This is a genomic window from Amycolatopsis sp. NPDC005232 (assembly GCF_040607795.1).
Classification (GTDB): Bacteria; Actinomycetota; Actinomycetes; order Mycobacteriales; family Pseudonocardiaceae; genus Amycolatopsis.
Genome location: NZ_JBEXHL010000010.1, coordinates 261,371 through 285,342 on the forward strand (window position 1 = coordinate 261,371; position 23,972 = coordinate 285,342).

Consider the following 23,972-nt stretch of genomic DNA (forward strand, 5'->3'; position numbering starts at 1 on the left):
CCGTGCCACAGTGGTACGTCGTCGCGGCGCAGGAGGTGCTGGCATGACCGCAAAAGTGCTCTCGGTGAACGTGGGCTTGCCGAAAAACGTGTCCTGGCAGGGCAAGACCGTCTACACGGGAGTGTGGAAGCACTCCGTCGACGGTCCGGCCATGGTTCGCCGCCTCAACATCGACGGCGACGGCCAGGGCGACAAGGGCGGTCACGGCGGCGAGCAGCGAGCCGTGTTCGTCTACCAGATCGGCTCGTACCGCCACTGGGAGCAGCACTTCGGCCGCGACGGCCTGGAGTACGGCTCGTTCGGCGAGAACCTCACCGTCGACGGCTTACCCGACGACGAGGTGTGCATCGGCGACCGCTATCGCATCGGCGAGGCCGAGTTCGAGGTCACGCAGCCGCGAGTCACGTGTTACCGCGTCGGCATGCGGCTCGGCGAGCCGGAGCTGCCCGCGCTGCTCGTGGCCCACCACCGGCCGGGGTTCTACTTCCGCGTCATCCGCGAGGGCCACCTCACGGCCGGCGACCCGATCGTGAAGACGCGCACCGGGCCGGGCGCGCTGAGCGTGGCCGATACCGATGCATTGCTGTACCTGCCTGGGAAGGACGGCGAGAAACTGCGCGTCGCCGCGGGGATCCCCGCGCTGAGCCCGGGGTGGCGACAGTCGTTCGAGGAGCTGCTGGGCATCGGGACCGTCGCTCAGGGACCCGCGTGGGACGGCTTCCGCCCGCTGCGCGTCGCGGCGGTGCGGCCCGAGAGCACCTCGGTGACGTCGGTGTATTTCGAAGCCGAGGACGGCAGCGCGCTACCTGCCGCCCGGCCCGGGCAGTACCTGACGCTGCTGGTCCCGGGCGCCGCCACACCGGCCCCGGTGCGCAGCTACTCGATTTCCTCCGCGCCTGGCTCCGACGGCTACCGCATCAGCGTGAAGCGCGAGGGCGTGGCGAGCACGTACCTGACCACGCGGTTGGCGGCAGGCGCGGTGCTGGACGTGGCCGCGCCGCGAGGCGACTTCGTGCTCGGCGACGGTTCTTCGCCGGTGCTGCTCGTGTCCGCCGGGATCGGTGCGACACCGGTGCTGGCGATGCTGCACCAGCTGGCCGGGCAGGGCAGCACCCGTGAGGTGTGGTGGATCCACGGCGCGCGCGGGCCGGCGGAACACCCGCTGGCCGCCGAGGTTCGGGAGTTGGTCGCCGCGTTGCCCGGTGGCCGCGTGGACATCTTCTACAGCGCCGCGACGGCGGAGGAACGGACCGCGGCGGGAGCCCATTCCGGGCGGCTCACCAAGGACGCACTGGTGGAGCTGGGTGTGCCCGCCGACGCGTCGGCGTACCTCTGCGGCCCGGTGGCGTTCATGACGGACATGACCGCCGCCCTCACCTCGGCAGGTTTGGCCGCGTCCCACATCCACAGCGAGCTGTTCGGCGCGCTGGACGCCATCAACCCCGGCCTTGTCGGCCAGACCGCGCGCCCGCCGCACGCGCCGGAGGGACCGCCCGGAACCGGGCCGACCGTCACGTTCGCGCGCAGCGGCATCTCGGCCCCGTTCCCCGGTGGCAGCCTGCTGGAACTCGCCGAGGCGTGTGACGTGCCCGCGCGCTGGAGCTGCCGCAGCGGCGTCTGCCACACGTGCGTGACGCCCGTGCTCTCCGGTTCCGTCGACTACTCGCCTTCGCCGCTGGAGCCGCCGGCTCCGGGGCACGCGCTGGTGTGCTGCTCCACCCCGCACGCCGATCTCGTCCTGGACATGTAACCCCGTGCTCGAAAGGAACACCACGATGAACTGGGCTCTCGAGGTCCTCACCCTGGCCGTCGGCGACGTCGACAAATCGCTGAAGTTCTACACCGACCAGGTCGGGTTCTCCCTCGACGTCGACTACCACCCGCAGGACGGCTACCGCGTCGTCCAGCTCACCCCGCCCGGCTCCGCCTGCTCCGTCCAGCTCGGCACCGGCCTCACCGATGCCGCCCCGGGCTCGGCGCGCACCACCTACCTCGTCGTCACCGACCTCGAAGCCGCCCGCGGCGAGCTCGCCGGCCGCGGCGTCCCCGTCGGCGATTTCCGCCACAAGGCCAACCTTGCCGACTGGCAGGGCGACTGGGCACCCGGCCTCGACGCCGACCGCCGCGACTACGCGAGCGCCTTCGACTTCGCGGACCCGGACGGGAACACGTGGGTGGTGCAGGAGATCGGGTACCGCGCCTGACAGGTCGGCGGATGTGCGGAAACTGCCCTTGGTTGTGTGGAAAGTGTCAGCAGCTGTTCGGGAAGTTACTGTGCGGGTGAGGAGGTTCCCATCCCGTGTCCGAATGTTGTCCGCCTTCGCGCTCTTCGCACCATTCCGTGGCCGCCGAGGTCCCGGCCGGGCTCGCGACCAACGCGGACGGTCTGCTCACCTTGCCCGGCGGCAGCTTCCGAATGGGGACCGACGACGCCGACGGTTTCCCCGACGATCGGGAGGGCCCGGTGCGGGAAGTCACGGTGGCACCGTTCGCCATCGACGCCCACGCGGTGACCAACGCACGCTTCGCCGAGTTCGTCGAGGCCACCGGGCACCGGACGGAGGCCGAGGGCTTCGGCTGGACGTACGTGTTCGCGAAGTTCGTGCCCGGTGCGCTGCGGAAGATCTCGCCGCGGCCGGAGCAGACGCCGTGGTGGTGCGGGGTCGCGGGCGCGTATTGGCGGGCTCCTGAAGGACCGCACAGCAGCGTCGAGGACCGGTGGGACCACCCCGTTGTCCACGTGTCCTGGAACGACGCCCTGGCCTACTGCGCGTGGGCCGGGCGTCGGCTCCCGACCGAGGCCGAGTGGGAGTACGCGGCGCGCGGCGGGCTCGACCAGGCGCGGTTCCCGTGGGGCGACGAACTCACCCCCGGCGGCGCGCACCGGTGCAACATCTGGCAGGGCCGGTTCCCCGTGCACAACACGGAAGAAGACGGCCACGTGGGCACCGCGCCCGTGGATGCGTTCTCGCCCAACGGTTTCGGCCTGTACAACGTGTCCGGCAACGTCTGGGAGTGGTGCGCCGACCGGTTCGGTCCCGAAAACCGGTCGATGCGCGGCGGGTCCTACCTGTGCCAAGAGTCCTACTGCAATCGCTACCGCGTCGCCGCCCGGACGGGCAACACTCCCGATTCTTCCAGCGGCAACACGGGTTTCCGCACCGCCGCCGACGTCTGAGTCAGGACTCGAGGTACGCCAGCACGTCGGCGGGTTCGGCGGCGAAGCGCACGAGGTCGTCGAGCGGCAGTGGCAGGAAGCCGTCGTCTTCCATGCGGCGCAGCTGCAGGATCAGGCCGTCGTAGAAGCCGTCGGTGTTGAGCAGCACGATCGGCTTGTGGTGCAGCCCGTGCTTCTTGAGTTCCAGGACCTCGGTGACCTCGTCGAGGGTGCCGAGGCCGCCGGCCAGCACGACCACGGCTTCGGAACGCGAGAGCAGCAGCGCCTTGCGTTCGGCGAGGTCCGCGGTGATCACCATCTCGTCGGCGTCTTTGCGGGCGGCGGCGCGCAGCAGCTCCACCGAGATCCCGACGAGGCGCCCGCCCGAAGCCTGTACGCCGTCGGCGACGACCTTCATCAGGCCGCGGTCGGACCCGCCCCACACCAGCGTGTGGCCGCCTTTGCCGACGAGGTCGGCGAACTCGCGCGCGGGCTCGGTGTAACGCTCGTCGAGGTCGGCGGCGGAAAGGAAGACGCAGATGTTCATGGCCGGACTATAAAGCTCAGCCCACGCGGTACCGCGCGACCGCTTCGGAGTCCCACTCCAGGCCGTTGCCGGGGCGGTCGGGCGGTGTCGCGTGGCCGTCGGCGATCCGCAGCGGCTCGCGCAGGATCGGGGCGGCCCAGTCGACGTACTCGAGCCAGTGCGCGGTCGGTGTCGCGGCGAGCAGGTGCACGCTGACCTCGGGGAACAGGTGCGACGACAGCGGGATGCCGCGGGTGCCGGCCAGGGCGGCGGCGTCGCGCCAGCCGGAGACGCCGCCGATGCGGTCCAGGTCGGGCATGACCAAGTCGCTCGCGTCGTGCTCCAGCGCGACGGCCATCGCGCGGGGGCCGGCGAAGTTTTCGCCGATCTGCACGGGGGTGCGCAGGGTGGCGGTGAGCTGGGCGTTGGCCGCGTAGTCGTCATGGCGCACGGGTTCTTCGAACCACGACAGGCCTTCTTCGTCGAGCGCGCCGCAGCGGGCGAGGGCGTCGGGCAGGTCGAGGGCCTGGTTGTAGTCGGCCATGACCTCGATGTCCGGGCCGACCGCCGCACGGACGGCGCGCACGGCGGCCAGATCGTCGGCGGCCGGGCGACCGAGCCGCATCTTGACCGCGCGGAAGCCTTCGGCCACGAGTTCCTGGGCTTCGTCGGCCGCGGCCGACGGTTCGATCAGGCCGAGGCCGTTGCTGTTGTACGCGGGGATCGGCTTCAGCGGCGCGCCGAGCAGTCGCGCCAGGGGCAGGCCCGCGGCGATGGCCAGCGCGTCCCAGCAAGCGGTGTCCACGAGCGACAGCACGGTGGCGACGAGCCCTTGCACGCCGAGCAGTTTGAACCTCGCTTCGAGCGTCGACCGCACCGCCGCGGGATCGGCCGCGGTGCCGGCCAACGTGGCGTGCACCTCGCGGACCAGTGCGGCCGCGGCGTGGCCGGCGGCTTCGAGGTAGCAGAACGAATACGCCCGCCCGGTCACGCCTTCCTCGGTGTGCAGGTCGAGCAGCAGCAACGGCGCCGCCGAGACGCGCGCGGCGCTGGTACCGAGCGGCCGGCGCATCGGCACCAGCACGAGCGTGGCTTCGACCGAGCGGACCGTGAGGCTCATCAGCGGTGGCCTTCGCTGTGCACGGCGAGGATGTCGGTGATGGCGCGGTTGCACGGCGTCGGCACGCCCAGCGCCTTGCCGCGCTCGACGACGTCGCCGCTGAGCCACGTGACCTCGAGCCGGTTGCCGCGTTCGAGGTCGTGGTGCATCGAGGAGGTCATGCCTTCGGGCACGCCGTCGGTGAAGGCGAGCCGGTCGTCGGCGTAGTCGGCGGGCAGCGCCACGCCCTGGGCGCGCGCGACCTCGACGACCTCGGCCATCACGTCGTGCAGGAACGCCCGCGAGCGCGGGTTGGCGCGGATGGGGCCGATCGTGGTGCGCGCGGTGCTCGTGGTGCCGGAAAGGCCGACCAGGAACACGAACTTCTCCCAGATCGTCTGTTCGATGCCGGTACTGATCTCCGCGTCGATGTTGCTTTCCGCGCACGCGTCGTGGAATTTCCGAACACGCGCCGAGATGGTGCCGTCGTATTCGCCGAACACCAGCTTCTGCAGCGTGCCCGTGTGCCGGATGACGCCCGGCTCGGCGATCGTCGCGGCGATGTAGCAGACGCCGCCGATCACGTGCTCGGGCCCGAGGACGCGGCGCAGGATGTCGTCCTTGACCACGCCGTTCTGGAACGACACCACGGCCGTCTGCTCGGTGAGCAACGGCTTGATGAGCTCCGCGGACGTCTCGGTGTCCCACAGCTTCACCCCGAACAACACGAGATCGGCGGGGGCGAGCTGTGTCGGGTCGTCGGTCACGTCGATCTTCGGCAGGTGCAGGTCGCCGAAGGCGCTCTCGACCTTCAACCCGTTGGTGCGCAACGCTTCCAGGTGCTTGCCGCGGGCGATGAAGCTCACGTCGTGGCCGCCCTGGGCCAGCCGTGCCCCGAAGTAGCCGCCCACTCCGCCGGTGCCCATCACCACGACCCGCATCTGATCCCCTTAGTTGATCGCTCGTCCAAGTTGCGTGCCCTGGATTTCTACCATGCTGGTTCTGTGGTGTCGATATTCTTGAACGCTTACTCTACTATTACGGCGTGGGACGCACACGCACCTTCGACGTCGACGAAGCCCTCGGCGTCGCCCTGGATATCTTCTGGCAGCGCGGCTACGACGCCACGTCGATCCAGGCGCTGTGCCAGGCCATGGACATCCAGCCCGGCAGCGTCTACGCCGCGTTCGGAAACAAACACGCCCTGTTCGTCGCCGCACTCCGCTCCTACGCGGCAACCGTGTCCGCCGAGGCCGTCGAGCGGCTCAACGTCGCCCCCAGCGGGATGGACGGCCTGCGCGACTACTTCGCCCACCTCGTCGACGCCATGGTCGACGGCCGCCGCCGCTGGGGCTGCCTCGTCACCAACTCGCTCGTCGAACTCACCGACCGTGACCCCGCCCTGGCCGCGATGTTCGAACAACACCTCGCCAACCTCCGCACCAGCTTCGCCGGCGCCCTCACCCGCGCCCGCGCCGCCGGCGAACTCCGTCCGGGTGCGGGCCCTGAATCCGCGCCCCTGCTGGTGGCCGTCGTGCAGGGCATGAACGTGCTCGCCAAGACCAACCCGGGCCGCACCACCCTGCAGTCGATCGCGGACAGCGCACTCGCCGGCCTGGCCGCCGAGGCTCCTGCCTCGGTCTGAGGCCGTTGGGCGCCCACCTCGTGACGGCGCCCACTCGAACGGGGCAAACCTGTCACATCCGGCATCGCTGTCTTGTCTCTCCTGTGCAGGGCAAGAGAGCGAGGAGCGAAATGCGCAGGATCCTGGTGGTCGGCGGCGGGTATGCGGGTTTCTACGCGGCCTGGGGACTCGAGAAGCGGTTGCGGCCTTCGGAGGCGGAGCTCACTGTCGTGGACCCGCGGCCGTACATGACCTACCAGCCGTTCCTGCCCGAGGTCACGGCCGGATCGATCGAGGCGCGCCACGCGGCGGTGTCGCTGCGGCGGCACCTCAAGCGCACGCGGATCGTGGCGGGGGCGGTCACGGAGATCGACCACGCGAACCGCCGCGTGGTAGTGCGGCCGGTCGAGGGGCCGGAGTTCGAGCTGGAGTACGACGAGATCGTGGTGACGGCCGGCGCCGTCACGCGCAAGTTCCCGATCCCCGGCGTCACCGAGGAGGCGATCGGGATGAAGCACGTGGAGGAGGCCGTCGCGATCCGCGACCGGCTGCTGACGTCGTTCGACCGCGCGTCGGCGCTCGAGCCGGGGCCGGCGCGGCGGAAGCTGCTCACGGTGACGTTCGTCGGCGGCGGGTTCTCGGGCGTCGAGGGCTTCGCGGAGCTGCTGTCGCTGGCGACGGCGCTGCTGAAGTCGTACCCGGAGATCGGCCGCGACGAGCTGAGCTTCCACCTCGTGGAGGCGCAAGGCCGGATCCTGCCCGAGGTCACCGACAAGCCGGGGCGGTGGGTGGTCCGCTCGCTCGAACAGCGCGGCGCCCACGTGCACCTCAACACGCAGCTTCGCTCGGCCGTCGACGGGCACGTGGTGCTCTCGACGGGCGAGGAGTTCGATTCCGCACTCATCGTGTGGACGGCGGGCAACGCCGCCAACCCCGTGGTGCACAACCACACCGACCTGCCGATCGACGAGCGCGGCCTGCTGGTCGTGCGCGCCGACCTGCGGGTGGGCACCGAGACGGACCCGGTGCCCGGAGCGTGGGGCGCGGGTGACGACGCCGCCGTGCCGGACCTCGCGTCGCCGGTGGCGGGGGCGCGGACGGTGCCGAACGCACAACACGCGTTGCGCCAGGGCAAGCTGCTTGCTCGAAACCTCACAGCGCATGTTCGCGGGCGCACACCGAAGCCGTACGTGCACCACGGGCTGGGTTCCGTCGCGACGCTCGGCATCGGCAAGGGCATCTTCCAGTACCGCCGGATCGTGATCACGGGCGTGCTGGCGTGGCTCATGCATCGCGGTTACCACGTGCTGGCCGTGCCGAGCTGGGAACGCAAGGTCCGCGTGCTCGCGATCTGGCTCACGGCGGCGTTCTTCGGCCGCGACATCGTGTCGCTCGCCTCGGTCGAGCACCCGCGCGACGCGTTCGTGTCCGGAGGTGACCCGATCAGGTGATCCGTGGCGGCACTGTCACAGATCCGCGGTCCGCCTTGTCGAGGCTGGTGCGAAGTCCCCGGGCCGGCCGGGGACACCCAGCGAAAGGCGCATCATGAGGATTGTCGTCATCGGCGGTACCGGCCTGATCGGCTCGCGGGTCGTGAGCCTGCTGACGGAGCACGGCCACGAGGCGGTGCCGGCGTCGCCCAACTCCGGCGTGAACACGGTGACGGGCGAAGGCGTCAAGGAAGTACTGCAGGGCGCCGACGTGGTGGTGGACGTATCGAACTCGCCGTCGTTCGCCGACGACGACGTGATGGCGTTCTTCCGCGCGGCCACCACGAACCTGACCGAGGCCGCCAAGGGCGCGGGAGTGGGCCACTTCGTCGCGCTGTCGGTGATCGGCAGCGACCGGCTGCCCGAATCCGGCTACCTGCGCGCGAAGGTAGCCCAGGAAGAGCTGATCAAGAACTCCGGCTTGCCCTACTCCATCGTGCGGGCCACGCAGTTCTTCGAGTTCGTCGGCGCGATCGCCGACGGCGGCACCGAGGGCAACGTCGTCAAGCTCCCCGACGCGGGCATCCAGCCGATCGCGGCGTCCGAGGTTTCCGGTGCCGTCGCGAAGGCCGCCGCCGGTTCGCCGCTCAACGGCATGACCGAGATCGGCGGGCCCGAGGTCTTCACCATGGAGAGCTGGGTGCGCGAGGCCCTGACTTTCCGCAACGACCCGCGTGAGGTCACCGTCGACCCCGAGGCCCGGTACTTCGGCGAGAAGCCGGGGCCGAAGGGCCTGCTGCCCGACGAGGGGGCCCAGCTCGGGCAGATCAAGTTCGCGGACTGGCTCCCGGCCAACCCGCCCAGGAAGTGATTCCTCGCGCGGGTGGTCCCGTTCCGGTGCCACCCGCGCATCCCGTTAGGAGGGAACTCGATGACAGAACAGCAGGTCGCGACGTCGGTACTGGTGATCGGCACGGGCGGATCCGGGTTGCGCGCCGCGATCGAGCTGGCCGAGCGGGGCGTCGACGTGCTCGTGGTCGGCAAGCGGTCCAAAGGCGACGCCCACACCACGCTGGCCGCCGGCGGCATCAACGCGGCGCTGGCGACGATGGACCCCGAGGACAGCTGGCAGCAGCACGCCGCCGACACCATCAAGGAGAGCTACCTCCTGGCGCACCCCGACACGGTGCAGGTCGTCACGCAGAACGCCGCGCGCGGCATCGAGGACCTCGAACGCTGGGGCATGCCCTTCGCCCGCGAGGCCGACGGCCGCATCTCCCAGCGGTTCTTCGGCGCGCACACCTACCGGCGCACCGCCTTCGCCGGTGACTACACCGGGCTGGAGATCCAGCGGACGCTCGTGAACCGGGCGGCGCAGCTCGACGTGCGGATGCTCGAAAACGTCTACATCACGCGAATCCTGGTGCAGGACAACGTGGTCTTCGGCGCATACGGCTTCGATCTCGACAACGGCACCCGCTACGTGATCCACGCCGACTCGGTGATCCTGGCCGCCGGCGGGCACACGCGCATCTGGCGCCGCACGTCTTCGCGGCGCGACGAGAACACGGGCGACTCGTTCCGTCTCGCCGTGCTGGCCGGCGGCCGGATCCGCGACCCGGAGCTGGTGCAGTTCCACCCGTCCGGGTTGCTGGAACCGGAAAACGCGGCGGGCACACTCGTGTCGGAAGCCGCTCGCGGCGAGGGCGGACAGCTGCGCAACGCGTTGGGCGAGCGGTTCATGGACCGCTATGACCCGGAGCGGAAGGAACTGTCCACACGCGACCGGGTGGCTTTGGCCGCGTACACCGAGATCAAGGCGGGCCGCGGCACACCGAACGGCGGCGTGTGGCTCGACGTGTCGCACTTGCCGCGCGAGACGATCATGCAGCGGCTGCCGCGGGTGTACCAGACATTGCTGGAACTGCAGATGCTCGACATCACGAAGAGCCCGATCGAGATCGCGCCCACGGCGCACTACTCGATGGGCGGCGTCTGGGTTCGCTCGTCCGACCACGGCACGGGTGTCGAGGGCCTGTACGCGATCGGTGAGGCGGCGAGCGGTCTGCACGGCGCCAACCGGCTCGGCGGCAACTCGCTGATCGAGCTGCTGGTGTACGGCCGGATCGTCGGCGAGGCGGCGGCGGAGTACTCGACTTCGCTGTCTGCGCAACGCCGTTCCGCCGGCGCGCAGGCGGAGGCTCGCGGTGAGGTCGACGAGCTCCTGGCGGCCGACGGTCCGGAAAACGTTCGGGCCCTGCAGCGTTCTTTGCGCAACACGATGACCGAGCACGCGGGTGTCGTACGCGACGAGGAGGGTCTGCTCGCGGGACTGTCCGAACTGGACGCGCTCGAGGATCGGATGAAGAACGTCGGGGTCCACCCGGACCTGGCCGGGTTCCAGGACCTGGCGCACGCGTTCGACCTGAAGTCCTCGGCGCTGGCTTGCCGCGCGACCCTGGAGGCCGCGGTGGAACGGCGCGAGACGCGGGGTTGCCACAACCGCTCGGATTACCCGAAGCTGGACGAGTCGATGCGGGTGAACCTCGTGTGGTCCGGGCCCGGGCGGATCGAGCGGGAAGCGTTGCCGCCGGTGCCTGCGGAGATCGCCGCGTTGATGCGGGAGGTTTCCTCGGAAGGGAAACTGGTCGAGTGACCTGAGGGGGCTCTCCCCGGTCGGGAGAGCCCCCTTTTTTACTTTTACTGGGGTTGCACGACGTTCGTGAACAGGATCGCCGCGTCGGTCTCGGCTTCGATGCGGTGCCGTCCCTCGGGGAGCACGAGGAAGTCGCCGGGTGCCGCGCCTTGGCCTTCGGTACCGGTGACCAGGCGGATGTGCCCGTGCAGGACGAGCACGGTGGTCTCGCCCCCGTGGTGTTCGTGTTCATGCAGGTGTTCGCCTTCGCCCAGCGCCATCACGGTCTGGCGCAGAGCGTGCTCGTGTCCACCGTGGACGGTCACCGCGCTGCGCCCGGAGGACGCCTGCGCCGCGAGCCCGGCGTGGGTCTCGGCGAGGGTGATCAGGTTCATGGTGCTCCTTACCGAGGGGGCCGGCTTTGGCAGCCGGCCCCCGTTCCGGGTCACGGGCGGGGCGCTCGCAGGTGCTTGCGCTGCTCGAGCTCCTCGTCGCTCACCGGGATGAGCATCGGCTGTCCTGGCGCGCAGAACATCGTGACGACGAACTGGGACTCGGCGTCGTCGAGGTTGTTGCCGTCCTGGTAGTGGATCACGTCGAATCCGGGCTCCCAGAACGCTTCCCCGGCCTTGACGACGCGCTGCGGGTCACCTTCGAGCTCGAAGATGATCTCGCCCTTGAGCACGTACCCGAAGGCCGGACCGGAATGCCGGTGCGGCGGCGCCCCGTCACTCCCGGGTGGCAACGTGACCAGGATGGTCATCGGCACGGCCCCCTCGGGTGCCGCCGGCGCCCCCTCCGCGGTCGCCACCAGCTCGATCTTCGGCGGCGGCGCGCTCGACTTGGGGTTCGGCAGGTGGTGCGAATGTTCCACGCTCATGAGCTTCCTTCACGGACCTGGTGTCGGTTGTCCTTCCGAGAGCTGAGACAAGACGTGGCCGCGATCTGTGACAGCGGTGTGTCTTCTTGTGATGTCTCCGCCAAGAATGGTGCGATGGGGGACATCTGGCGTTCGGGAATGAACACCTGGTTGTGATCGGCGAACACTCCGATGCCGTCCGGCAGAGCCGGACACTTTCCGGCCAAAACGCCGGCACTCGACCTATCGTGGGCAGATGGATGAAACGCGTGGTGGCGTGGCGTCGGTGGTGAAGGCCTGCAAGGTGCTGCGCGCCTTCTCGCCCACGGTGGGTGTCCTGTCGGTCCGGCAGGTCTCGGCCCGCGCGGACATCCCGCGCAGCACCGCCCACGAGCTGTGCCGCACCCTCGTCGCCGAGGGAATGCTGGAGGATTCCGGCAACGGTTACCAGCTCGGCCCGCTGCTGCTGGAGCTCGCCGGCCAGATCATCGAACGCACCGGCCTCGTCCGCGCGACCGAGGGCATCCTCGACCGCCTGGTCCGCGCGCCCGAGCAGGAGGCGCACCTGGGCCAGCTCACGCAGGGCTGGGTCGTCTACCTCGATCGCAACGCCAGCACTTGCAAGATCCCGATGCACAACCGCGTCGGCCAGCGCGCCCCCGCGCACCTCACCGGGTGCGGCAAGGCAGCGCTGTCGTGGCTGCCGTTCGACAAGGTCGTGGCACACGTGGAGAAGTGCTGTGCGGAGAGCTCGACCCCGCCGCCCGACCTCGACGAGCTCGAAGCAGAGCTCGTCCGCGCGCGGCAAGACGGGTTCCTGGCGTCGAGGTCGTTCCAGAAGGACCGGATGTCCGTCGCGGCGGCGATTTTCGACGCGTCGGGCCACGCGGTCGGCGGCGTCTCGCTGGCCGGCCCCGCGACGATGTTCACCACGGCCGTCGTGGCGTCGGCCCGCGCGTCGGTGACCAACGCCGCCGGCCTCATCAGCGCACGGCTCATCAACGAGTCGGCGCGCTGGGCGAGCACTCCGCGCTAGCTGCAATCGTTTGCAAGACAATGTGTGGCACTCGCGCCCGTCGTGTCGAGCCCGGCGCGGAAATCGCACCCGAAATAGGCGGGCCGCCCGGCGCCTCTGCGTATACTGCCGTCGTGCGAAGAGCGACCTTGAAGGACGTGGCCGCGCGCGCCGGGGTCCACGTCGCGACCGCGTCGAGGGCCCTCAACGAGACCAGTCGCCACCTGGTGAACAGCGCGACGCTCGACCGTGTGCTCCGCGCCGCCACCGAGCTCGGCTACTCCGGCAACCTCAGCGCCCGCACGCTCCGCACCGCCCGGTCGATGGCGATCGGCCTCCTGCTGCCGGACCTGACCAACCCGATCTTCCCGCCGATCGTGCGCGGCGCCGAGGACATCCTGCGCGAGCGTGGTTACAGCACGTGGATCGCCAACACCGACGACGACGCGAAGATCACGGCCGCGTCGATCGAAGCGTTCCTCTCGCGCGGCGTCGACGGGTTCATCTCAGCCGGGTCGCGCCTCCACGACGACACCGTCGAGCAGATGGCCGGCCAGGGCCACCCGCTCGTGCTGGTCAACCGCACCGTCGACCGCCGCGACATCCCGTCGGTCACGGCCGACGACGACCACGGCGTCCGCCTCGCGCTCAGTCATTTCGTGGAGCTGGGCCACCGCAAGATCGTCCACCTGGCGGGTCCGCAAGATCTCTCGACCGGTGTGCACCGCAAGCGCGCGTTCGTGCAGGGCCTCGCCGATCACGGCCTCGACCGCGAGCCCGAACGCGTGGCGCAATGCGACGCGTGGTCGCAACGCGAGGGTCACCGTGTCCTCAGTGGACTCCTGCGCGACGAGAAGATCGACTTCACCGCGATCGTCGCCGGAAACGACCTGATCGCGCTCGGCTGTTACGACGCGTTGCGTGAACACGGAATGACGTGCCCGCACGACGCGAGCATCATCGGCTTCAACGACACCCCGTTCATGGACCACGTTTCCCCGCCGATGACGACCATCCGCATTCCGCAGTACGACTTGGGTCGCGAAGCCGCGAAACTTCTCGTCGACAACCTGGAAAACCCCGAGCAGGGGCCGCGGTCGATCGTGCTGCCGGTCGAGCTGGTCAACCGGCGTTCCACGGCGCCTTTGCGCACGAACTGACCCGAATTGCCGTTGCCTTTCCCATTGTGAACGATTGCAGCCGGGTATTCAGCAGTAGTGGCTCCCGGCTTGGCACCCCGCCTAGGCTTCTCCCGGGAAGCACGACCGACGCTTGAAGGAGTCTCCGATGGACCTGCTGCTGCGCGGCAAGACGGCGCTCGTCACCGGTGCGAGCCGGGGGATCGGGCTGGCGGTGACGCGGGCGTTGGTCGAGGAGGGCGTTCAGGTCGTCGCGGCGGCGCGCAACGTCGACGGGGACCTCAAGGAACTGCCCGTCGAGACCGTGGCGGTCGACCTCGGCACGCCGGACGGCGCGGCGCGGGTGGTCGAGGAGGCCGTGGCGCGCGTGGGCGGGATCGACATCCTGGTCAACAACGTCGGCGCCGTGCGGCCCCGGCCCGACGGCTTCGCCTCCGTCACGGACGAAGACTGGCTGGCGACGTTGAACCTCGACTTCATGTCGGCCGTGCGCACCACGCGGGCGGCGCTGCCGTCGCTGCTGGAGCGGACCGGTGCGATCGTCACGGTGTGCTCGGTCAACGCGACCTTGCCCGACCCGCTGGTGATCGACTATAGCGCGGCGAAAGCGGCGTGCCTCAGCTTTTTCAAGTCCCTGTCGAAGGAAGTCGGGGCGCGCGGCGTCCGCGTGAACACGGTCAGCCCAGGCCCGGTCGCCACGGACCTGTGGCTGGGCAAGGGCGGCGTCGCCGAGACGGTCGGGGGCGCCGTGGGCGCGGAGCCCGGCAACGTCGCGGCGAAGGCGGCCGCCGACTCCGTGACCGGCCGGTTCACGCGGCCCGAGGAGGTCGCGGACCTGGTGACGTTCCTGGCGAGTGGCCGCGTCGGCAACCTCACGGGCGCCGACATCATCCTCGACGGCGGCATGACGCAGACGATCTAGACCCCGTCTGACCTGGCGTAACATCCCGCTGATGACACCCGAGGAGCACCTGCGCCACGCCGACCCGGTCCTCGGCCGGGTCATGGACGAGATCGTCGGGCCGGCGCCCCAGCTGCCGCCCGACCCGGCGCTGGCCGGCGACCCGGACATCCCGAAGGACAACTACGGCGTGCTCGTGCGCGCGATCGTCAGCCAGAACATCTCGATCCACGCGTCGCGCGCCATCTTCCACAAGCTGAAGGACCGCTTCGGCGGCCGGTTGCCGACGCCGGAGGAGCTGCTGGCCGACGACCCCGAACAGCTGCGCCCGGCCGTCGGGTTGTCGCGCGCGAAAACGGTGTCGCTGCGCTCGCTCGCCGACTGCATCCTGGCGCGCCGCCTCGACCTCGACGCGCTCAACGAGCTGCCCGACGACGAGGTCATCGCGCAGCTCGACGTGGTCAAGGGCATCGGCGTGTGGACCGCGCAGATGTTCCTGATGTTCCACCTGCACCGCCCTGACGTGCTACCGACCGGTGATCTCGAGCTGCGCCGCAGCGTCGAACGGGCCTACGGGCTGTCCGCCCGGCCGACGCCGGCAGAGCTTACGCGGCTGGCCGAGCCGTGGCGGCCGTACCGCACGCTCGCGTGCCTGTACCTCTGGCAACTGGCCGAGCAGGCGCCGCGGTTGTGATTAAGCTGGTGCCACAGGACTTTTCGCGCAAAGGAGAAACACGTGGAGGGTGTCGACCCCGCGGTGGCGCCGAGCGGCAACGGCTGCGCCGACTGTGATGCGGCCAGTCCGCAGGGCTGGTGGTTCCACCTGCGCCGCTGCGCGCAGTGCGGCCACATCGGCTGCTGCGACTCGTCGCCCGGCCAGCACGCCAGTGCGCACGCCGCCTCGTCCGGCCACCGCATCGTCCGCAGCTTCGAGCCCGGCGAGGAGTGGTTCTGGGACTACGTCGAGGAAGTGATGTACGAACGCGGCCCCGAACTGGCCGCCCCGACGCACCACCCGCTCACGCAGGCTGCCCCCGGCCCGGCCGACCGCCTGCCGGCGAACTGGGCCGAGCAGCTTCACTGACCTGGTTCCGGGCTGCCTGGTCGTGGTGACGGCCGGGCAGCCCGGGCCGGCAGTACCTTCGACACATGACCAGCTCACGTCCGAATCCCACCGACGTCGCGGGTGCGTTGTTCGAATTCGCACTTCGGCCCTCACAGGTGCAGGCGGCCGACGCGGTCGTGGCGGGGCAGGACACGTTGGCGGTGCTGCCCACGGGCAGCGGGAAAAGCGCCATCTACCAGGTCGCCGGCCTCGCCCTCGGTGGGTTGACGCTGGTCATCTCTCCACTCATCGCGTTGCAGCGCGACCAGTTGCGGTCCATCGCGGGACGCCCTTACGGCGACCGCACCATCAACGCCGAGCTCCTCAACTCCAGCCAGAAGGTCCACGAGCGCCGCGAGACGCTGGCGCGGCTGGAGAAGGGCGAGCTGGACTTCGTCTTCCTGGGCCCCGAGCAGCTCACCAACGCCGAGACACGTGCGGCGATCACCAATGTCACGTTGTTCGCGGTGGATGAAGCACATCTGGTGAGCGAATGGGGACAGGAGTTCCGCCCCGAGTACCTGCGGCTCACCGACGCCATCGCCGAGTTCGGCCGGCCGCCGATCCTCGCGTTGACGGCCACGGCGTCGCCGCCCGTGCAGGCGGACATCACGCGCCGGCTGGGGATGCGCGATGCGCAGGTGGTGGTCGCGGACTTCGACCGGCCCAACATCTCGCTCTCGATGCGCCCGACGCAGCCCAGCAAACCGGAGGCGCGGGCCGTCGACGACCGGTGCGTCGACGTCCTCATCCAGCACGACACCCCGGCGCTCGTCTACGCCCTCACCCACGCCCGCTGCGAGTCCCTCGCCGACCGCCTGCGCCTCGACGCCTTCCGCTCCGCGCCCTACCACGGCGGCATGACGGCGGCCGCCCGCGCGCAGGTGCAGGACGACTTCTTCGCCGGGAAGCTGGACGTCGTCGTCGCCACGAGCGCGTTCGGGATGGGGATCGACAAGCCCGACATCCGCACGGTCGTGCACGCCGGTGTGCCCGCGAGCATCGACGACTACTACCAGGAGATCGGTCGCGCCGGCCGCGACGGGGAGCCCGCCGTGGCCGTCCTCGTGCACGACCCGCGCACCATCCGTATCCCGCGCCTGCTCGCCGCCCGCACGCACCTGGGTGAGGAGACCGTGCACCTGGTGGTCGACGCGGTCGAGAACTCGCCTCGGCAAGCGACGCTCACCGACCTGACCGCCAGCGCCGGGGTGGCCGCCCACGCCGTCGAGCGGGTGGTCAACGAGCTGGCGGAGCTGGGTTTCGTCGGCGTCACGGGGTCGGGCCACCACCGCGTGGTGGAGTGCGAACAAGAACTCACACCGCCGGCCGAGCTCGCCGACCAGCTCGTCGACCTCGACCGGCGCCGCCAGGCCGTGCTCACCAGCCGGATCGAGGCCGCGCGCGCATACGCCGAAAGCACGCGGTGCCGCCGTGCGGAACTTCTCGCATACTTCGGTGAGAACTACACACCGCCGTGTGAAAACTGCGACAACGACCGTGCGGCTCACACCACCGAACATCAGCGCGCCGACGTCTCCGGCGGTGCCCCCGTGCACCACCGCCTGTGGGGAGACGGACAACTGTTGTCCCAGGACGAACACGAGTTGCTCGTTTACTTCCCCAGCGTGGGCTACAAGCACCTCACCGCGTCGACGATCTCGTCCGGCATCCTCCAGCCGCGCTGAACAAACGTGCGCGGGCTCGCCTGGTAACTTCCCGACTCGGGCGCGAGACTGGGTGCGCCCGGAGAGAGGAGCCGTCCGTGGACGACGACATCGAGGACAACGCCGACACCGGCGTGCTCGACCCTGAAGACACCCTCGAGGACGGCGATCCGTACGACGAGGGCTACTCGCCGCCGGAGAAGCCGTACGAGGTCGACGAGTTCGGCACCACGCCCGAGGAAGAGCGCGAGGGCGAAAGCTGGGAGGGCCGCCTCGCCCGCGAGGTGCCCGACGTGCAGCCCGAGGAAGGCGACGACCTCGGCGACAGCGAGGACACCGACGGCGAACTCATCGACGGCGAACTCGGCGACTTCCGCGCGGGCCGCCTCGTCGCCGCCGACGAGGGCTCCGGCGAAGACTCCGACGACGAGCTGTACGCCTCCGACGTCGGCATCGACGGCGGCGCCGCCTCCGCGGAGGAAGCCGCCGTCCACGTGGTCGACGACCCCGAGGCCTACTGAGAACAGCTGGGAACCACTGAGGTCGGGGTGGTGCGGGGTTTCCCACACCACCCTCCTCGGCTGACGCGGTACGGGCAGTACGCCGGGCCAGGCCTAGGACTGGCCCGGTGCGCAGGGAATCCGGCACAACTGCGTCGCTGAAGTCCCGGCGTTCCCGCCGCCGTTCGGTGGGGTTCCGTGGGCCGGAGCGAACGTGCGCGGGGCGCCGCTGGAGACGGCGCAACTGCCTCGCGGAAGTTCCGACGTTCACCGCGCCGTTTGATCGGATTCCGCTTGCCGCGAGCGAACTGGCCCGGGTCGCGGGGAAGACGGCGCGCCCTCCTCGCCGAGGTTCCGCCGCACACGCCGCCGTGCGGTCGGGTTCGGCCGGCCAGGAGCGAACCTGCGCTGGGCGCCGCTGGACACGGCGCAACTGCCCCCGAAGGTCCGACGTTCACCGCGCTGTTCGGTCGGGTTCCAGGAGCCGCGAGCGAACCTGTGCGGGGCACAGCGAAGAAAGCGCGACTGCCTGGCTGAGGGCCCGCCGGTTACGCCCCCGCCCCGCCCCGACATCCACGAGCCGCATCCGGCGTATAGCGACAGCCGCCGCAACTCCCGAGTCACGCTTTGCGCGCGATGTCCTCCAGCCAGCCGGTCACCGTCGCGCAGATCGCGGCCTCGCCGCCGCGCGTGTGTTCCACCAGTTTGTCCTGCGACCACAGCATGGCCGCGACCACGCCTTGGCGCACGGGCGTCAGGCCGATCTGCCAGGAGCCGTGGCGCCACTCCGCGGTGCTCCACTGGCCGGTCGTGGGGCTGCGCTCGACGGTCCAGGCCGGACCGGCTACCAGTTCTGCCACCGTTTTCGGCGCTCGCCACTGCCGCACGGTGTCGTTCTCGGTGCTCATCGGGGGTCCCTCGGGGTGCGCAGGAACGGGGTCGTGTCGCGAGAGCGGCGGTCCGGCCGCGAGAGCGGGGAGTCAGCGCACGGTGGCAACCCTTTCGTTCAACTCCCGTTCACTTTAGCGGCCCGTGAGGTGTGTTTGCGCGTACTTCCGGAAAGCGGCGACGAGGCGGCTGCGGTCGTCGGCGCGGGTGGCGAGCACGACGTGCGCCGGTTCGACGTCCTCCAGCACCACCGACGTCAGGTCGGGACGCAGGAAGCGCACGTCGTGGCCTGCGGAGATGGCCACGGCCTGGCCGGCCGCGACGAGCTCGAACTTGTCCTCCAGGGCTTCGATCACGGGCCCGTCGGGCGCCGGCCGGCCGTCGGGCCGCGGTTCGACGCGCCAGTAAGCACTCCACGCCGGATCGGAGTCGCGCATGCGGGGCAGGGGTTCGTCGGCGATGTCGTTGATGCTCACCGATTCCTTGCCGGCCAGCCGGTGATCCAGTGGGAGAATAACCACACGCGGCTGGTCGTAAAGCACCGTGACGTGCAGTCCCTCGGTCGCGAACGGCAGCCGGCTCACGACGACGTCGACGCGGTGCTCCAGCAGCGCAGTCGGCACGTCGTCGAACGCGACGTGCAGCGTCTGCACGTCGGCGTCCGGATGCCGGTGGCGCATCTCCCGCACGGCGGGCGTGACGATGAGCCCGCCCGCGTACCCGACGGCCAGCCGGCTGGGCTGCGCGGCGGCCCGCGTGCGCGCGATGGTCTGGGCCGCGGTGCGCAGCAACGCCTTCGCCTGCGGCAGGAACACCTCACCCGCGTCCGTGAGCCGGCTGCCCTGCGGCGTGCGGTCCAGCAGCCGCGCGCCGAGCTGTTGCTCGAGACGGCGGATCTGACGGCTCAGCGAAGGCTGCGTCACGTGCAATGCCTCGGCCGCGCGGCCGAAGTGCTTGTGCTCCGCGACGACCGTGAAGCAGTGCACCAGCCGGAGGTCGAGGTCGACCGGATGTTCGGGCATGTGGTTATTCTACCGGCGGTGATGCACGAAGCGTATTGCGCGATACGAAGGTTTCATTGGCCGATGTGCGGAATCCGACGGCAGGGTGGAAGGACCAGAACATCCCTTGTTTGAGGAGCAACACCATGCGTGTGTTTGTTACCGGAGCGACCGGGTTCATCGGCTCCGCGGTCGTTCGCGAGCTGCTCGACGCCGGCCACCAGGTGCTCGGCCTGGCCCGCTCCGACGCGTCGGCCGCCAAGCTCACCGCGGCCGGCGCCGAGGCCCACCGCGGCAGCCTCGAAGACCTCGACAGCCTGCGCACCGGCGCCGCCGCGGCCGAGGGCGTGGTCCACACCGCGTTCGTCCACGACTTCAGCGACTTCGAGCGCTCCGTCGGCACCGACCGCCTCGCGATCGAGACGATCGGGGAAGCCCTGGCAGGCACCGGCCGCCCGTTCGTGATCAGCTCCGGCACCCCGGCCACCCCCGACGGCGTGGCGACCGAGGACACCATCCCCGAAGTCGACAGCCACGCGGCTGGTCGTTTCGCGTCCGAAGAGATCGTGGTTTCGTTGGCAACGCGGGGAGTCCGCGGCTCCGTCGTTCGGCTGCCGCGGTCGGTCCACAGCGACGAGGACCGCCACGGCTTCGTCCCCCTGCTCATCGAAACCGCTCGCACCCACGGGGTTTCGGCCTACCCCGGCGACGGCGCCAACCGCTGGCCCGCCGTCCACTGCCTCGATGCCGCGCGCCTCTACCGCCTGGCCCTCGAGCACGCCCCGGCGGGCACGCGCCTGCACGCCGTCGGCGACGAGGGCATCCCCGTACGCGAGATCGCCGAGCGCGTCGGCAAGCACCTCGGGCTGCCGGTCGAGTCCGTCCCAGTCGAGCAGGCGGCCGAGCACTTCGGCTGGCTGGGGCCGATCTTCGCCGCGGACATGCCGGCGTCGAGCGCCCGCGCCCAAGACTTGTTCGACTGGCACCCCACTCATTCCGGATTGCTGTCCGATTTGGACGCCGGCCACTACTTCTCCCGCTGATGGCGATGTTCGGAGCCGGCCCAGTCGGCGTGTGCCTGCCGGTCACCTTCACCAGCACCCCTTCGGCCGACGACCAGCGCACCGCCGTGCGCCGCCTGGAACGCGCCGGCTACCACGCGGCGTGGACCAACGAGGTCATCGGCAAAGACGCCCTCGCCCAGCTGGCGGTGCTTCTCGGTGCCACCGAGTCACTGGTGTTCGGCACCTGCGTGGCCAACATCTGGGCCCGGGCGCCCCAGACCGCGCACGCGGCCGCTTCCTTCCTGGCGCAGGCTTTCCCGGGCCGGTTCACGCTCGGCCTCGGCGTCGGCTACCCGCAACAGGCGTCGAGTGTCGACCGTCCGTTCGGGACTCCGCTGGCTACCATGCGGTCCTATGTGGAGGGTATGGCGGCGGAAACCCGGCCACCCGCCCCGGACGCGCCGTACCCGCTCATCCTGGGCGCCAACGGCCCGAAGATGCTCACCCTCGCCGCCGACCTCGCCGACGGCGCGCTCCCCGCCGGCCTGCCGCCGCAGCACACGGCTCTCGCCCGACGGATCCTGGGCCCGGACAAACTCCTCGTCGTCGCGCAATCGATCGCGGACTCGTTCGAGACGGCCCGCCAAACCGTCTCGAACTGGCTCAGCCGCACCGCTTTCCGCACAACACTCGCGGACCTCGGCTACCCGGCCGAGCCCACCGACGACCTGGTGCGGACCCTCGTCGCGTTCGAGGGTCCGGACCACGTCTCCGTCGCCGTCCAAGCCCACCTCGACGCCGGCGCCGACCACGTCACCCTGCTTTCCCCAGCGGGCACGGAATTCGGCCCGGGCATCGACCACCTCGTGTCGCTGGCCCCGGCGCTCCGCTGATCACAACCTCCCGGCGACGGTCTTCGCCAGCTCGGCGTAGGCGTCGAGGAACGCGTCGCTGGGAGCGCGGCGGAATCCCAGCTGGGCGACCCGGATCCGGCCGTGACTCCGTTTGGCGATGGTGATGGTGGTACTGCCCAGGGAGGTGGTGCAGTAGACGGCGTCGTCGGTGAACGGCTTGGGCTCGTCGGCGCAGCCGCGGGCCGAAGCCCGGAAAGCAGCCTCCGGCGAGTCGAAACCCGGCGCATCGCCGACGCCCAGTTCCACCAGGGCGGCATGCGAATCGCGGGCGCGGTGATACGAGCAGGCGTACAGGGTGACACCGCCCTGGGTATCGGGTTCTTCCTCAGTGCTTTCGAAGCTGTTGCCGTCCGCGAGCTCATGCTGGACTTCGCCCGAGTCCAGAAACGGACACGCCGCACTGAGCCGCTCCGGCGACGCCGCTGCCACGAACGTCGTCGTCGTGGGTCCCTCCACCGTGGTCGCCGCGCCGCCAGCGGCACACCCCGCGGCGGCCGCCACCACGAAGGCGACGGCGATGAGTCTTCTGGGCAAATACATGTCCCGAATCCTGCCCGATCTTCGGGGAGATCCCGGTCTCGGAGATCCACTCGTGATCATCCCAATTGTCCCTTTTGGGGAACTGTAGGGTGACCCATGCTCCCGAGGAAGCGCCTCGGCCAGGCAGAAGGCTTCGTTGATGAGGTTTGTTTCGCTGCGTTGGGGCGAACGTCACCGGCCTGTCGTTCTCCATCAGGTCCACCCGGGAGCTCCCCGGTGCGGTCCTCCTCGACGAGATCCTGCCGACCGACACCGGGTGTTCCCAGGAAATCGCGTTGCGGCAGGGTTTCGTGACCGTCGAATGCGGGGATCTCACCGCAAAATGGGGTGACCCCGCGCCCATGAAAGGCCCGGGGCCACCCCGGCAACTCATGCCTTCGGCTTCGTCAACCCACATCCCGCCAACGAAAGATCCACCGTCGACCCAGTCCCGAGGCAAGCCGGAATCCCGGCGGTCTGCTGCCCGTAGGACCGGCCCATGTGGACGGTGATGACGCCGTTTTCGTCGACCTCGCAGGGGTTGTCCACATCGCACACCTTGCCCAAGCTGTTGGACGTGTTGTGGATGCCCACGACCTGACCGGTGTGCGGGTCGAGCACCGGCGAGCCGGAGTCGCCGCTGCCGGGGATGCAGTCTTCGCTGTACTGGATCGCATTGTGCTGCGTGTAGCCGCCCTCGCGGAGTTCCGGGACGATGTTCGCGACCGAACACGCCCAGGTCTTCCGGTGTGTGCCCGAAAGCACGTCGAGCTGGTCGGCTTGCTGGGGTTCGCGCGTGCCGAGCTCGAAGACCTTCGCGCCTGCGGCGGCGAGCTGCGCGTAGGTCTTGTCCACTTGGTACAGGGCGACGTCGGTGCCGGTCATGGTGGCGTACAACAGCTTCGTGGTGCGCAGGGTCGCCTTGATCCCGCCCGACGCGGACAGCACCGCGGCATCGCGGGCCTCCGTGCGCTCCGTCACCGCCGAGCCCACGGCGGGGTGGTCGCCGGTAATGCAGTGGCCGTTGGTCAGCAGCAGGCCGGGGTCGTCCGGACTGGCGCCGGCCTTGCGGACCAGCGACCCCGCGCACGAGCCCAGGTTCACGGCGCCCTCGAGAATCGGGTGGCGTTCCGCGATGGTCTCGCGCACCCAGTCGGCATACGCGGGCACGTTCGTGTAGATCCCCGGCCCGTTGTCGCCGCCGCTGACGACACCGGCCAACGTCCAAGCGCCGCCTTCCTTCACGAGCGCCGGGCCACCGGAGTCCATGTTGGTGGGGCCCACCTTGCCGTCGAGTGCGCCGATGCACAGGTCGCTGAGCGAAACCAGACAGGTTGATGTTGGCTGGACAACAGTGTCGGCCTCGAGCAGGTGGTCGGGGTAGCACTGCGGGGCGGACTGATTGCAGGTCATGCCCCAGCCCATGATGCGCGCGCCCGTGCCCGGCGCCGGGGCCTTCGCGCTGATCTTGATCGGCACTGCCTTCGCGGGGTGCGCCAGCTTCAGCAGCGCGATGTCCTTGCCGAAGATGTGCGGGAGGGTGCCGTTCGAACGTCGCACGAACTTCTCGACCGCGATCACCTCACCGCCAGACGTCGCGCTTACCGAGCCCAGCCGCACCGACCAGTCGTGCGGGTAGCCGACCTGGGTCTCGAGATCGTTGCGCGCGCAGTGCGACGCCGTCACCACCCATTGCGGCGCGACCAGCGTCACCCCGCACACGTGCCCGTCAGGCCGCGATGAGTCGGCCGGTCGGTTCAGCGACCCGGTGAACGGATACGCACGCGGTGATGGGACTCCGCCAACAATCGCTGATGCCGGAGCAACACCCAACGCGGTCACGGACAACGCTGCCGCCACGACGGCCAGCACACTTCGGAGTTTCAACGGGCTCCCTCTCACCTGTGGATCACAGAACCCGCTCAGACTCCTCACCCTGTGTGCGCGCACCTCGACCGGAACGTCACGATCCTGTGACAGCGCCCCAGT

General features: G+C 70.0%; 25 protein-coding genes. 16 read left to right on the top strand and 9 right to left on the bottom strand.

The annotated features are described in order from the left end of the window. Positions 1–43: 43 nt before the first annotated feature. The 3 genes from ABZU76_RS21295 (at position 44) to ABZU76_RS21305 (ending at position 3,178) form a co-directional block, all read left to right on the top strand. Positions 44–1,750, top strand: a complete 1,707-nt coding sequence (locus ABZU76_RS21295) for an MOSC and FAD-binding oxidoreductase domain-containing protein (RefSeq protein WP_354872094.1) — start codon at positions 44–46, stop codon at positions 1,748–1,750. Positions 1,751–1,775: 25 nt separating this feature from the next. Then, positions 1,776–2,204, top strand: coding sequence for a VOC family protein (locus tag ABZU76_RS21300; protein ID WP_354872097.1), 429 nt, complete (start codon positions 1,776–1,778; stop codon positions 2,202–2,204). 212 nt (positions 2,205–2,416) lie between these two features. Then, entirely contained in the window at positions 2,417–3,178 is a 762-nt protein-coding gene (locus tag ABZU76_RS21305) for a formylglycine-generating enzyme family protein (RefSeq protein ID WP_354872172.1), read from the top strand. A gap of 1 nt (position 3,179) precedes the next feature. Here the strand turns inward: ABZU76_RS21305 and ABZU76_RS21310 are convergent, their stop codons facing one another. From ABZU76_RS21310 to ABZU76_RS21320, 3 genes are read right to left on the bottom strand one after another with little or no spacing between them, the layout of a single operon-like run. After that, a complete protein-coding gene (locus ABZU76_RS21310; protein ID WP_354872100.1) occupies positions 3,180–3,704 on the bottom strand; it encodes a TIGR00730 family Rossman fold protein in 525 nt (174 codons plus the stop codon). Positions 3,705–3,720: 16 nt separating this feature from the next. Then, entirely contained in the window at positions 3,721–4,803 is a 1,083-nt protein-coding gene (locus ABZU76_RS21315; RefSeq protein ID WP_354872103.1) for an enolase C-terminal domain-like protein, read from the bottom strand. Continuing rightward, on the bottom strand, positions 4,803–5,723 hold the full coding sequence (locus tag ABZU76_RS21320; RefSeq protein WP_354872106.1) for a 2-dehydropantoate 2-reductase: 921 nt from the start codon (positions 5,721–5,723) through the stop codon (positions 4,803–4,805). The genes ABZU76_RS21315 and ABZU76_RS21320 overlap by 1 nt, the downstream gene beginning before the upstream one ends. 104 nt (positions 5,724–5,827) lie before the next feature. Here ABZU76_RS21320 and ABZU76_RS21325 point away from each other — a divergent pair, with 104 nt between their 5' ends. The 4 genes from ABZU76_RS21325 to ABZU76_RS21340 all read left to right on the top strand — a co-directional run bounded on the left by ABZU76_RS21325 (position 5,828) and on the right by ABZU76_RS21340 (position 10,492). Next, on the top strand, positions 5,828–6,427 hold the full coding sequence (locus ABZU76_RS21325) for a TetR/AcrR family transcriptional regulator (RefSeq protein ID WP_354872109.1): 600 nt from the start codon (positions 5,828–5,830) through the stop codon (positions 6,425–6,427). Positions 6,428–6,537: 110 nt separating this feature from the next. Then, positions 6,538–7,857, top strand: a complete 1,320-nt coding sequence (locus ABZU76_RS21330) for an NAD(P)/FAD-dependent oxidoreductase (RefSeq protein WP_220243380.1) — start codon at positions 6,538–6,540, stop codon at positions 7,855–7,857. Positions 7,858–7,951: 94 nt separating this feature from the next. Beyond that, positions 7,952–8,707: an SDR family oxidoreductase gene (locus ABZU76_RS21335; protein WP_354872111.1), complete on the top strand. Its 756-nt coding sequence runs from the start codon at positions 7,952–7,954 to the stop codon at positions 8,705–8,707. A 60-nt stretch (positions 8,708–8,767) separates the two neighbouring features. After that, positions 8,768–10,492 carry an FAD-dependent oxidoreductase gene (locus tag ABZU76_RS21340; RefSeq protein WP_354872114.1) on the top strand — a complete coding sequence of 575 codons (1,725 nt, stop codon included), beginning with the start codon at positions 8,768–8,770 and terminating at the stop codon, positions 10,490–10,492. A 44-nt stretch (positions 10,493–10,536) separates the two neighbouring features. On the opposite strand, the gene ABZU76_RS21345 is transcribed toward ABZU76_RS21340, so the two are convergent. Together ABZU76_RS21345 and ABZU76_RS21350 are read right to left on the bottom strand one after the other, a co-directional pair. Continuing rightward, positions 10,537–10,866: a LuxR family transcriptional regulator gene (locus tag ABZU76_RS21345; protein WP_354872116.1), complete on the bottom strand. Its 330-nt coding sequence runs from the start codon at positions 10,864–10,866 to the stop codon at positions 10,537–10,539. 50 nt (positions 10,867–10,916) lie between these two features. After that, a complete protein-coding gene (locus tag ABZU76_RS21350; protein ID WP_354872118.1) occupies positions 10,917–11,351 on the bottom strand; it encodes a cupin domain-containing protein in 435 nt (144 codons plus the stop codon). Between the two features lie 235 nt (positions 11,352–11,586). Between ABZU76_RS21350 and ABZU76_RS21355 the strand changes: the two genes are divergently transcribed. From ABZU76_RS21355 to ABZU76_RS21385, 7 genes are all read left to right on the top strand, one after another. Next, complete coding sequence (locus tag ABZU76_RS21355; RefSeq protein ID WP_354872121.1) at positions 11,587–12,366, top strand: IclR family transcriptional regulator; 780 nt, start codon at positions 11,587–11,589, stop codon at positions 12,364–12,366. Positions 12,367–12,479: 113 nt separating this feature from the next. After that, entirely contained in the window at positions 12,480–13,505 is a 1,026-nt protein-coding gene (locus ABZU76_RS21360; RefSeq protein WP_354872123.1) for a LacI family DNA-binding transcriptional regulator, read from the top strand. Between the two features lie 127 nt (positions 13,506–13,632). Continuing rightward, positions 13,633–14,406 carry an SDR family oxidoreductase gene (locus ABZU76_RS21365; protein WP_354872126.1) on the top strand — a complete coding sequence of 258 codons (774 nt, stop codon included), beginning with the start codon at positions 13,633–13,635 and terminating at the stop codon, positions 14,404–14,406. Positions 14,407–14,437: 31 nt separating this feature from the next. Continuing rightward, positions 14,438–15,079 (top strand): DNA-3-methyladenine glycosylase 2 family protein, encoded by a 642-nt coding sequence (locus ABZU76_RS21370; RefSeq protein ID WP_354872129.1) that lies wholly within the window; start codon positions 14,438–14,440, stop codon positions 15,077–15,079. Positions 15,080–15,121: 42 nt separating this feature from the next. Further along, positions 15,122–15,469, top strand: a complete 348-nt coding sequence (locus ABZU76_RS21375) for a UBP-type zinc finger domain-containing protein (RefSeq protein ID WP_354872132.1) — start codon at positions 15,122–15,124, stop codon at positions 15,467–15,469. 65 nt (positions 15,470–15,534) lie between these two features. Further along, positions 15,535–17,178, top strand: a complete 1,644-nt coding sequence (locus ABZU76_RS21380) for a RecQ family ATP-dependent DNA helicase (protein WP_354872134.1) — start codon at positions 15,535–15,537, stop codon at positions 17,176–17,178. 77 nt (positions 17,179–17,255) lie between these two features. Further along, entirely contained in the window at positions 17,256–17,678 is a 423-nt protein-coding gene (locus tag ABZU76_RS21385; protein ID WP_220243369.1) for a DUF5709 domain-containing protein, read from the top strand. Between the two features lie 599 nt (positions 17,679–18,277). On the opposite strand, the gene ABZU76_RS21390 is transcribed toward ABZU76_RS21385, so the two are convergent. Both ABZU76_RS21390 and ABZU76_RS21395 read right to left on the bottom strand, forming a co-directional pair. Next, positions 18,278–18,565, bottom strand: coding sequence for a hypothetical protein (locus ABZU76_RS21390; protein WP_354872136.1), 288 nt, complete (start codon positions 18,563–18,565; stop codon positions 18,278–18,280). A gap of 114 nt (positions 18,566–18,679) precedes the next feature. Beyond that, positions 18,680–19,567, bottom strand: coding sequence for a LysR family transcriptional regulator (locus ABZU76_RS21395; protein WP_354872137.1), 888 nt, complete (start codon positions 19,565–19,567; stop codon positions 18,680–18,682). Positions 19,568–19,692: 125 nt separating this feature from the next. Between ABZU76_RS21395 and ABZU76_RS21400 the strand changes: the two genes are divergently transcribed. Then, complete coding sequence (locus tag ABZU76_RS21400) at positions 19,693–20,589, top strand: SDR family oxidoreductase (protein ID WP_354872139.1); 897 nt, start codon at positions 19,693–19,695, stop codon at positions 20,587–20,589. Further along, positions 20,589–21,443 carry an LLM class flavin-dependent oxidoreductase gene (locus ABZU76_RS21405; protein WP_354872142.1) on the top strand — a complete coding sequence of 285 codons (855 nt, stop codon included), beginning with the start codon at positions 20,589–20,591 and terminating at the stop codon, positions 21,441–21,443. The genes ABZU76_RS21400 and ABZU76_RS21405 overlap by 1 nt, the downstream gene beginning before the upstream one ends. Here the strand turns inward: ABZU76_RS21405 and ABZU76_RS21410 are convergent, their stop codons facing one another. Continuing rightward, positions 21,444–22,004, bottom strand: coding sequence for a hypothetical protein (locus tag ABZU76_RS21410; RefSeq protein ID WP_354872144.1), 561 nt, complete (start codon positions 22,002–22,004; stop codon positions 21,444–21,446). 369 nt (positions 22,005–22,373) lie between these two features. Beyond that, positions 22,374–23,885, bottom strand: coding sequence for a trypsin-like serine protease (locus ABZU76_RS21415; protein ID WP_354872146.1), 1,512 nt, complete (start codon positions 23,883–23,885; stop codon positions 22,374–22,376). Positions 23,886–23,972: the final 87 nt, after the last annotated feature.

Coding starts and splice junctions, on each gene's coding strand:
- ABZU76_RS21295 (WP_354872094.1), top strand. CDS start 44: ATGACCGCAAAAGTGCTCTCGGTGAACGTGGGCTTGCCGAAAAACGTG.
- ABZU76_RS21300 (WP_354872097.1), top strand. CDS start 1,776: ATGAACTGGGCTCTCGAGGTCCTCACCCTGGCCGTCGGCGACGTCGAC.
- ABZU76_RS21305 (WP_354872172.1), top strand. CDS start 2,417: ATGGGGACCGACGACGCCGACGGTTTCCCCGACGATCGGGAGGGCCCG.
- ABZU76_RS21310 (WP_354872100.1), bottom strand. CDS start 3,704: ATGAACATCTGCGTCTTCCTTTCCGCCGCCGACCTCGACGAGCGTTAC.
- ABZU76_RS21315 (WP_354872103.1), bottom strand. CDS start 4,803: ATGAGCCTCACGGTCCGCTCGGTCGAAGCCACGCTCGTGCTGGTGCCG.
- ABZU76_RS21320 (WP_354872106.1), bottom strand. CDS start 5,723: ATGCGGGTCGTGGTGATGGGCACCGGCGGAGTGGGCGGCTACTTCGGG.
- ABZU76_RS21330 (WP_220243380.1), top strand. CDS start 6,538: ATGCGCAGGATCCTGGTGGTCGGCGGCGGGTATGCGGGTTTCTACGCG.
- ABZU76_RS21335 (WP_354872111.1), top strand. CDS start 7,952: ATGAGGATTGTCGTCATCGGCGGTACCGGCCTGATCGGCTCGCGGGTC.
- ABZU76_RS21340 (WP_354872114.1), top strand. CDS start 8,768: ATGACAGAACAGCAGGTCGCGACGTCGGTACTGGTGATCGGCACGGGC.
- ABZU76_RS21345 (WP_354872116.1), bottom strand. CDS start 10,866: ATGAACCTGATCACCCTCGCCGAGACCCACGCCGGGCTCGCGGCGCAG.
- ABZU76_RS21350 (WP_354872118.1), bottom strand. CDS start 11,351: ATGAGCGTGGAACATTCGCACCACCTGCCGAACCCCAAGTCGAGCGCG.
- ABZU76_RS21355 (WP_354872121.1), top strand. CDS start 11,587: ATGGATGAAACGCGTGGTGGCGTGGCGTCGGTGGTGAAGGCCTGCAAG.
- ABZU76_RS21365 (WP_354872126.1), top strand. CDS start 13,633: ATGGACCTGCTGCTGCGCGGCAAGACGGCGCTCGTCACCGGTGCGAGC.
- ABZU76_RS21370 (WP_354872129.1), top strand. CDS start 14,438: ATGACACCCGAGGAGCACCTGCGCCACGCCGACCCGGTCCTCGGCCGG.
- ABZU76_RS21380 (WP_354872134.1), top strand. CDS start 15,535: ATGACCAGCTCACGTCCGAATCCCACCGACGTCGCGGGTGCGTTGTTC.
- ABZU76_RS21390 (WP_354872136.1), bottom strand. CDS start 18,565: ATGAGCACCGAGAACGACACCGTGCGGCAGTGGCGAGCGCCGAAAACG.
- ABZU76_RS21395 (WP_354872137.1), bottom strand. CDS start 19,567: ATGCCCGAACATCCGGTCGACCTCGACCTCCGGCTGGTGCACTGCTTC.
- ABZU76_RS21400 (WP_354872139.1), top strand. CDS start 19,693: ATGCGTGTGTTTGTTACCGGAGCGACCGGGTTCATCGGCTCCGCGGTC.
- ABZU76_RS21405 (WP_354872142.1), top strand. CDS start 20,589: ATGGCGATGTTCGGAGCCGGCCCAGTCGGCGTGTGCCTGCCGGTCACC.
- ABZU76_RS21410 (WP_354872144.1), bottom strand. CDS start 22,004: ATGTATTTGCCCAGAAGACTCATCGCCGTCGCCTTCGTGGTGGCGGCC.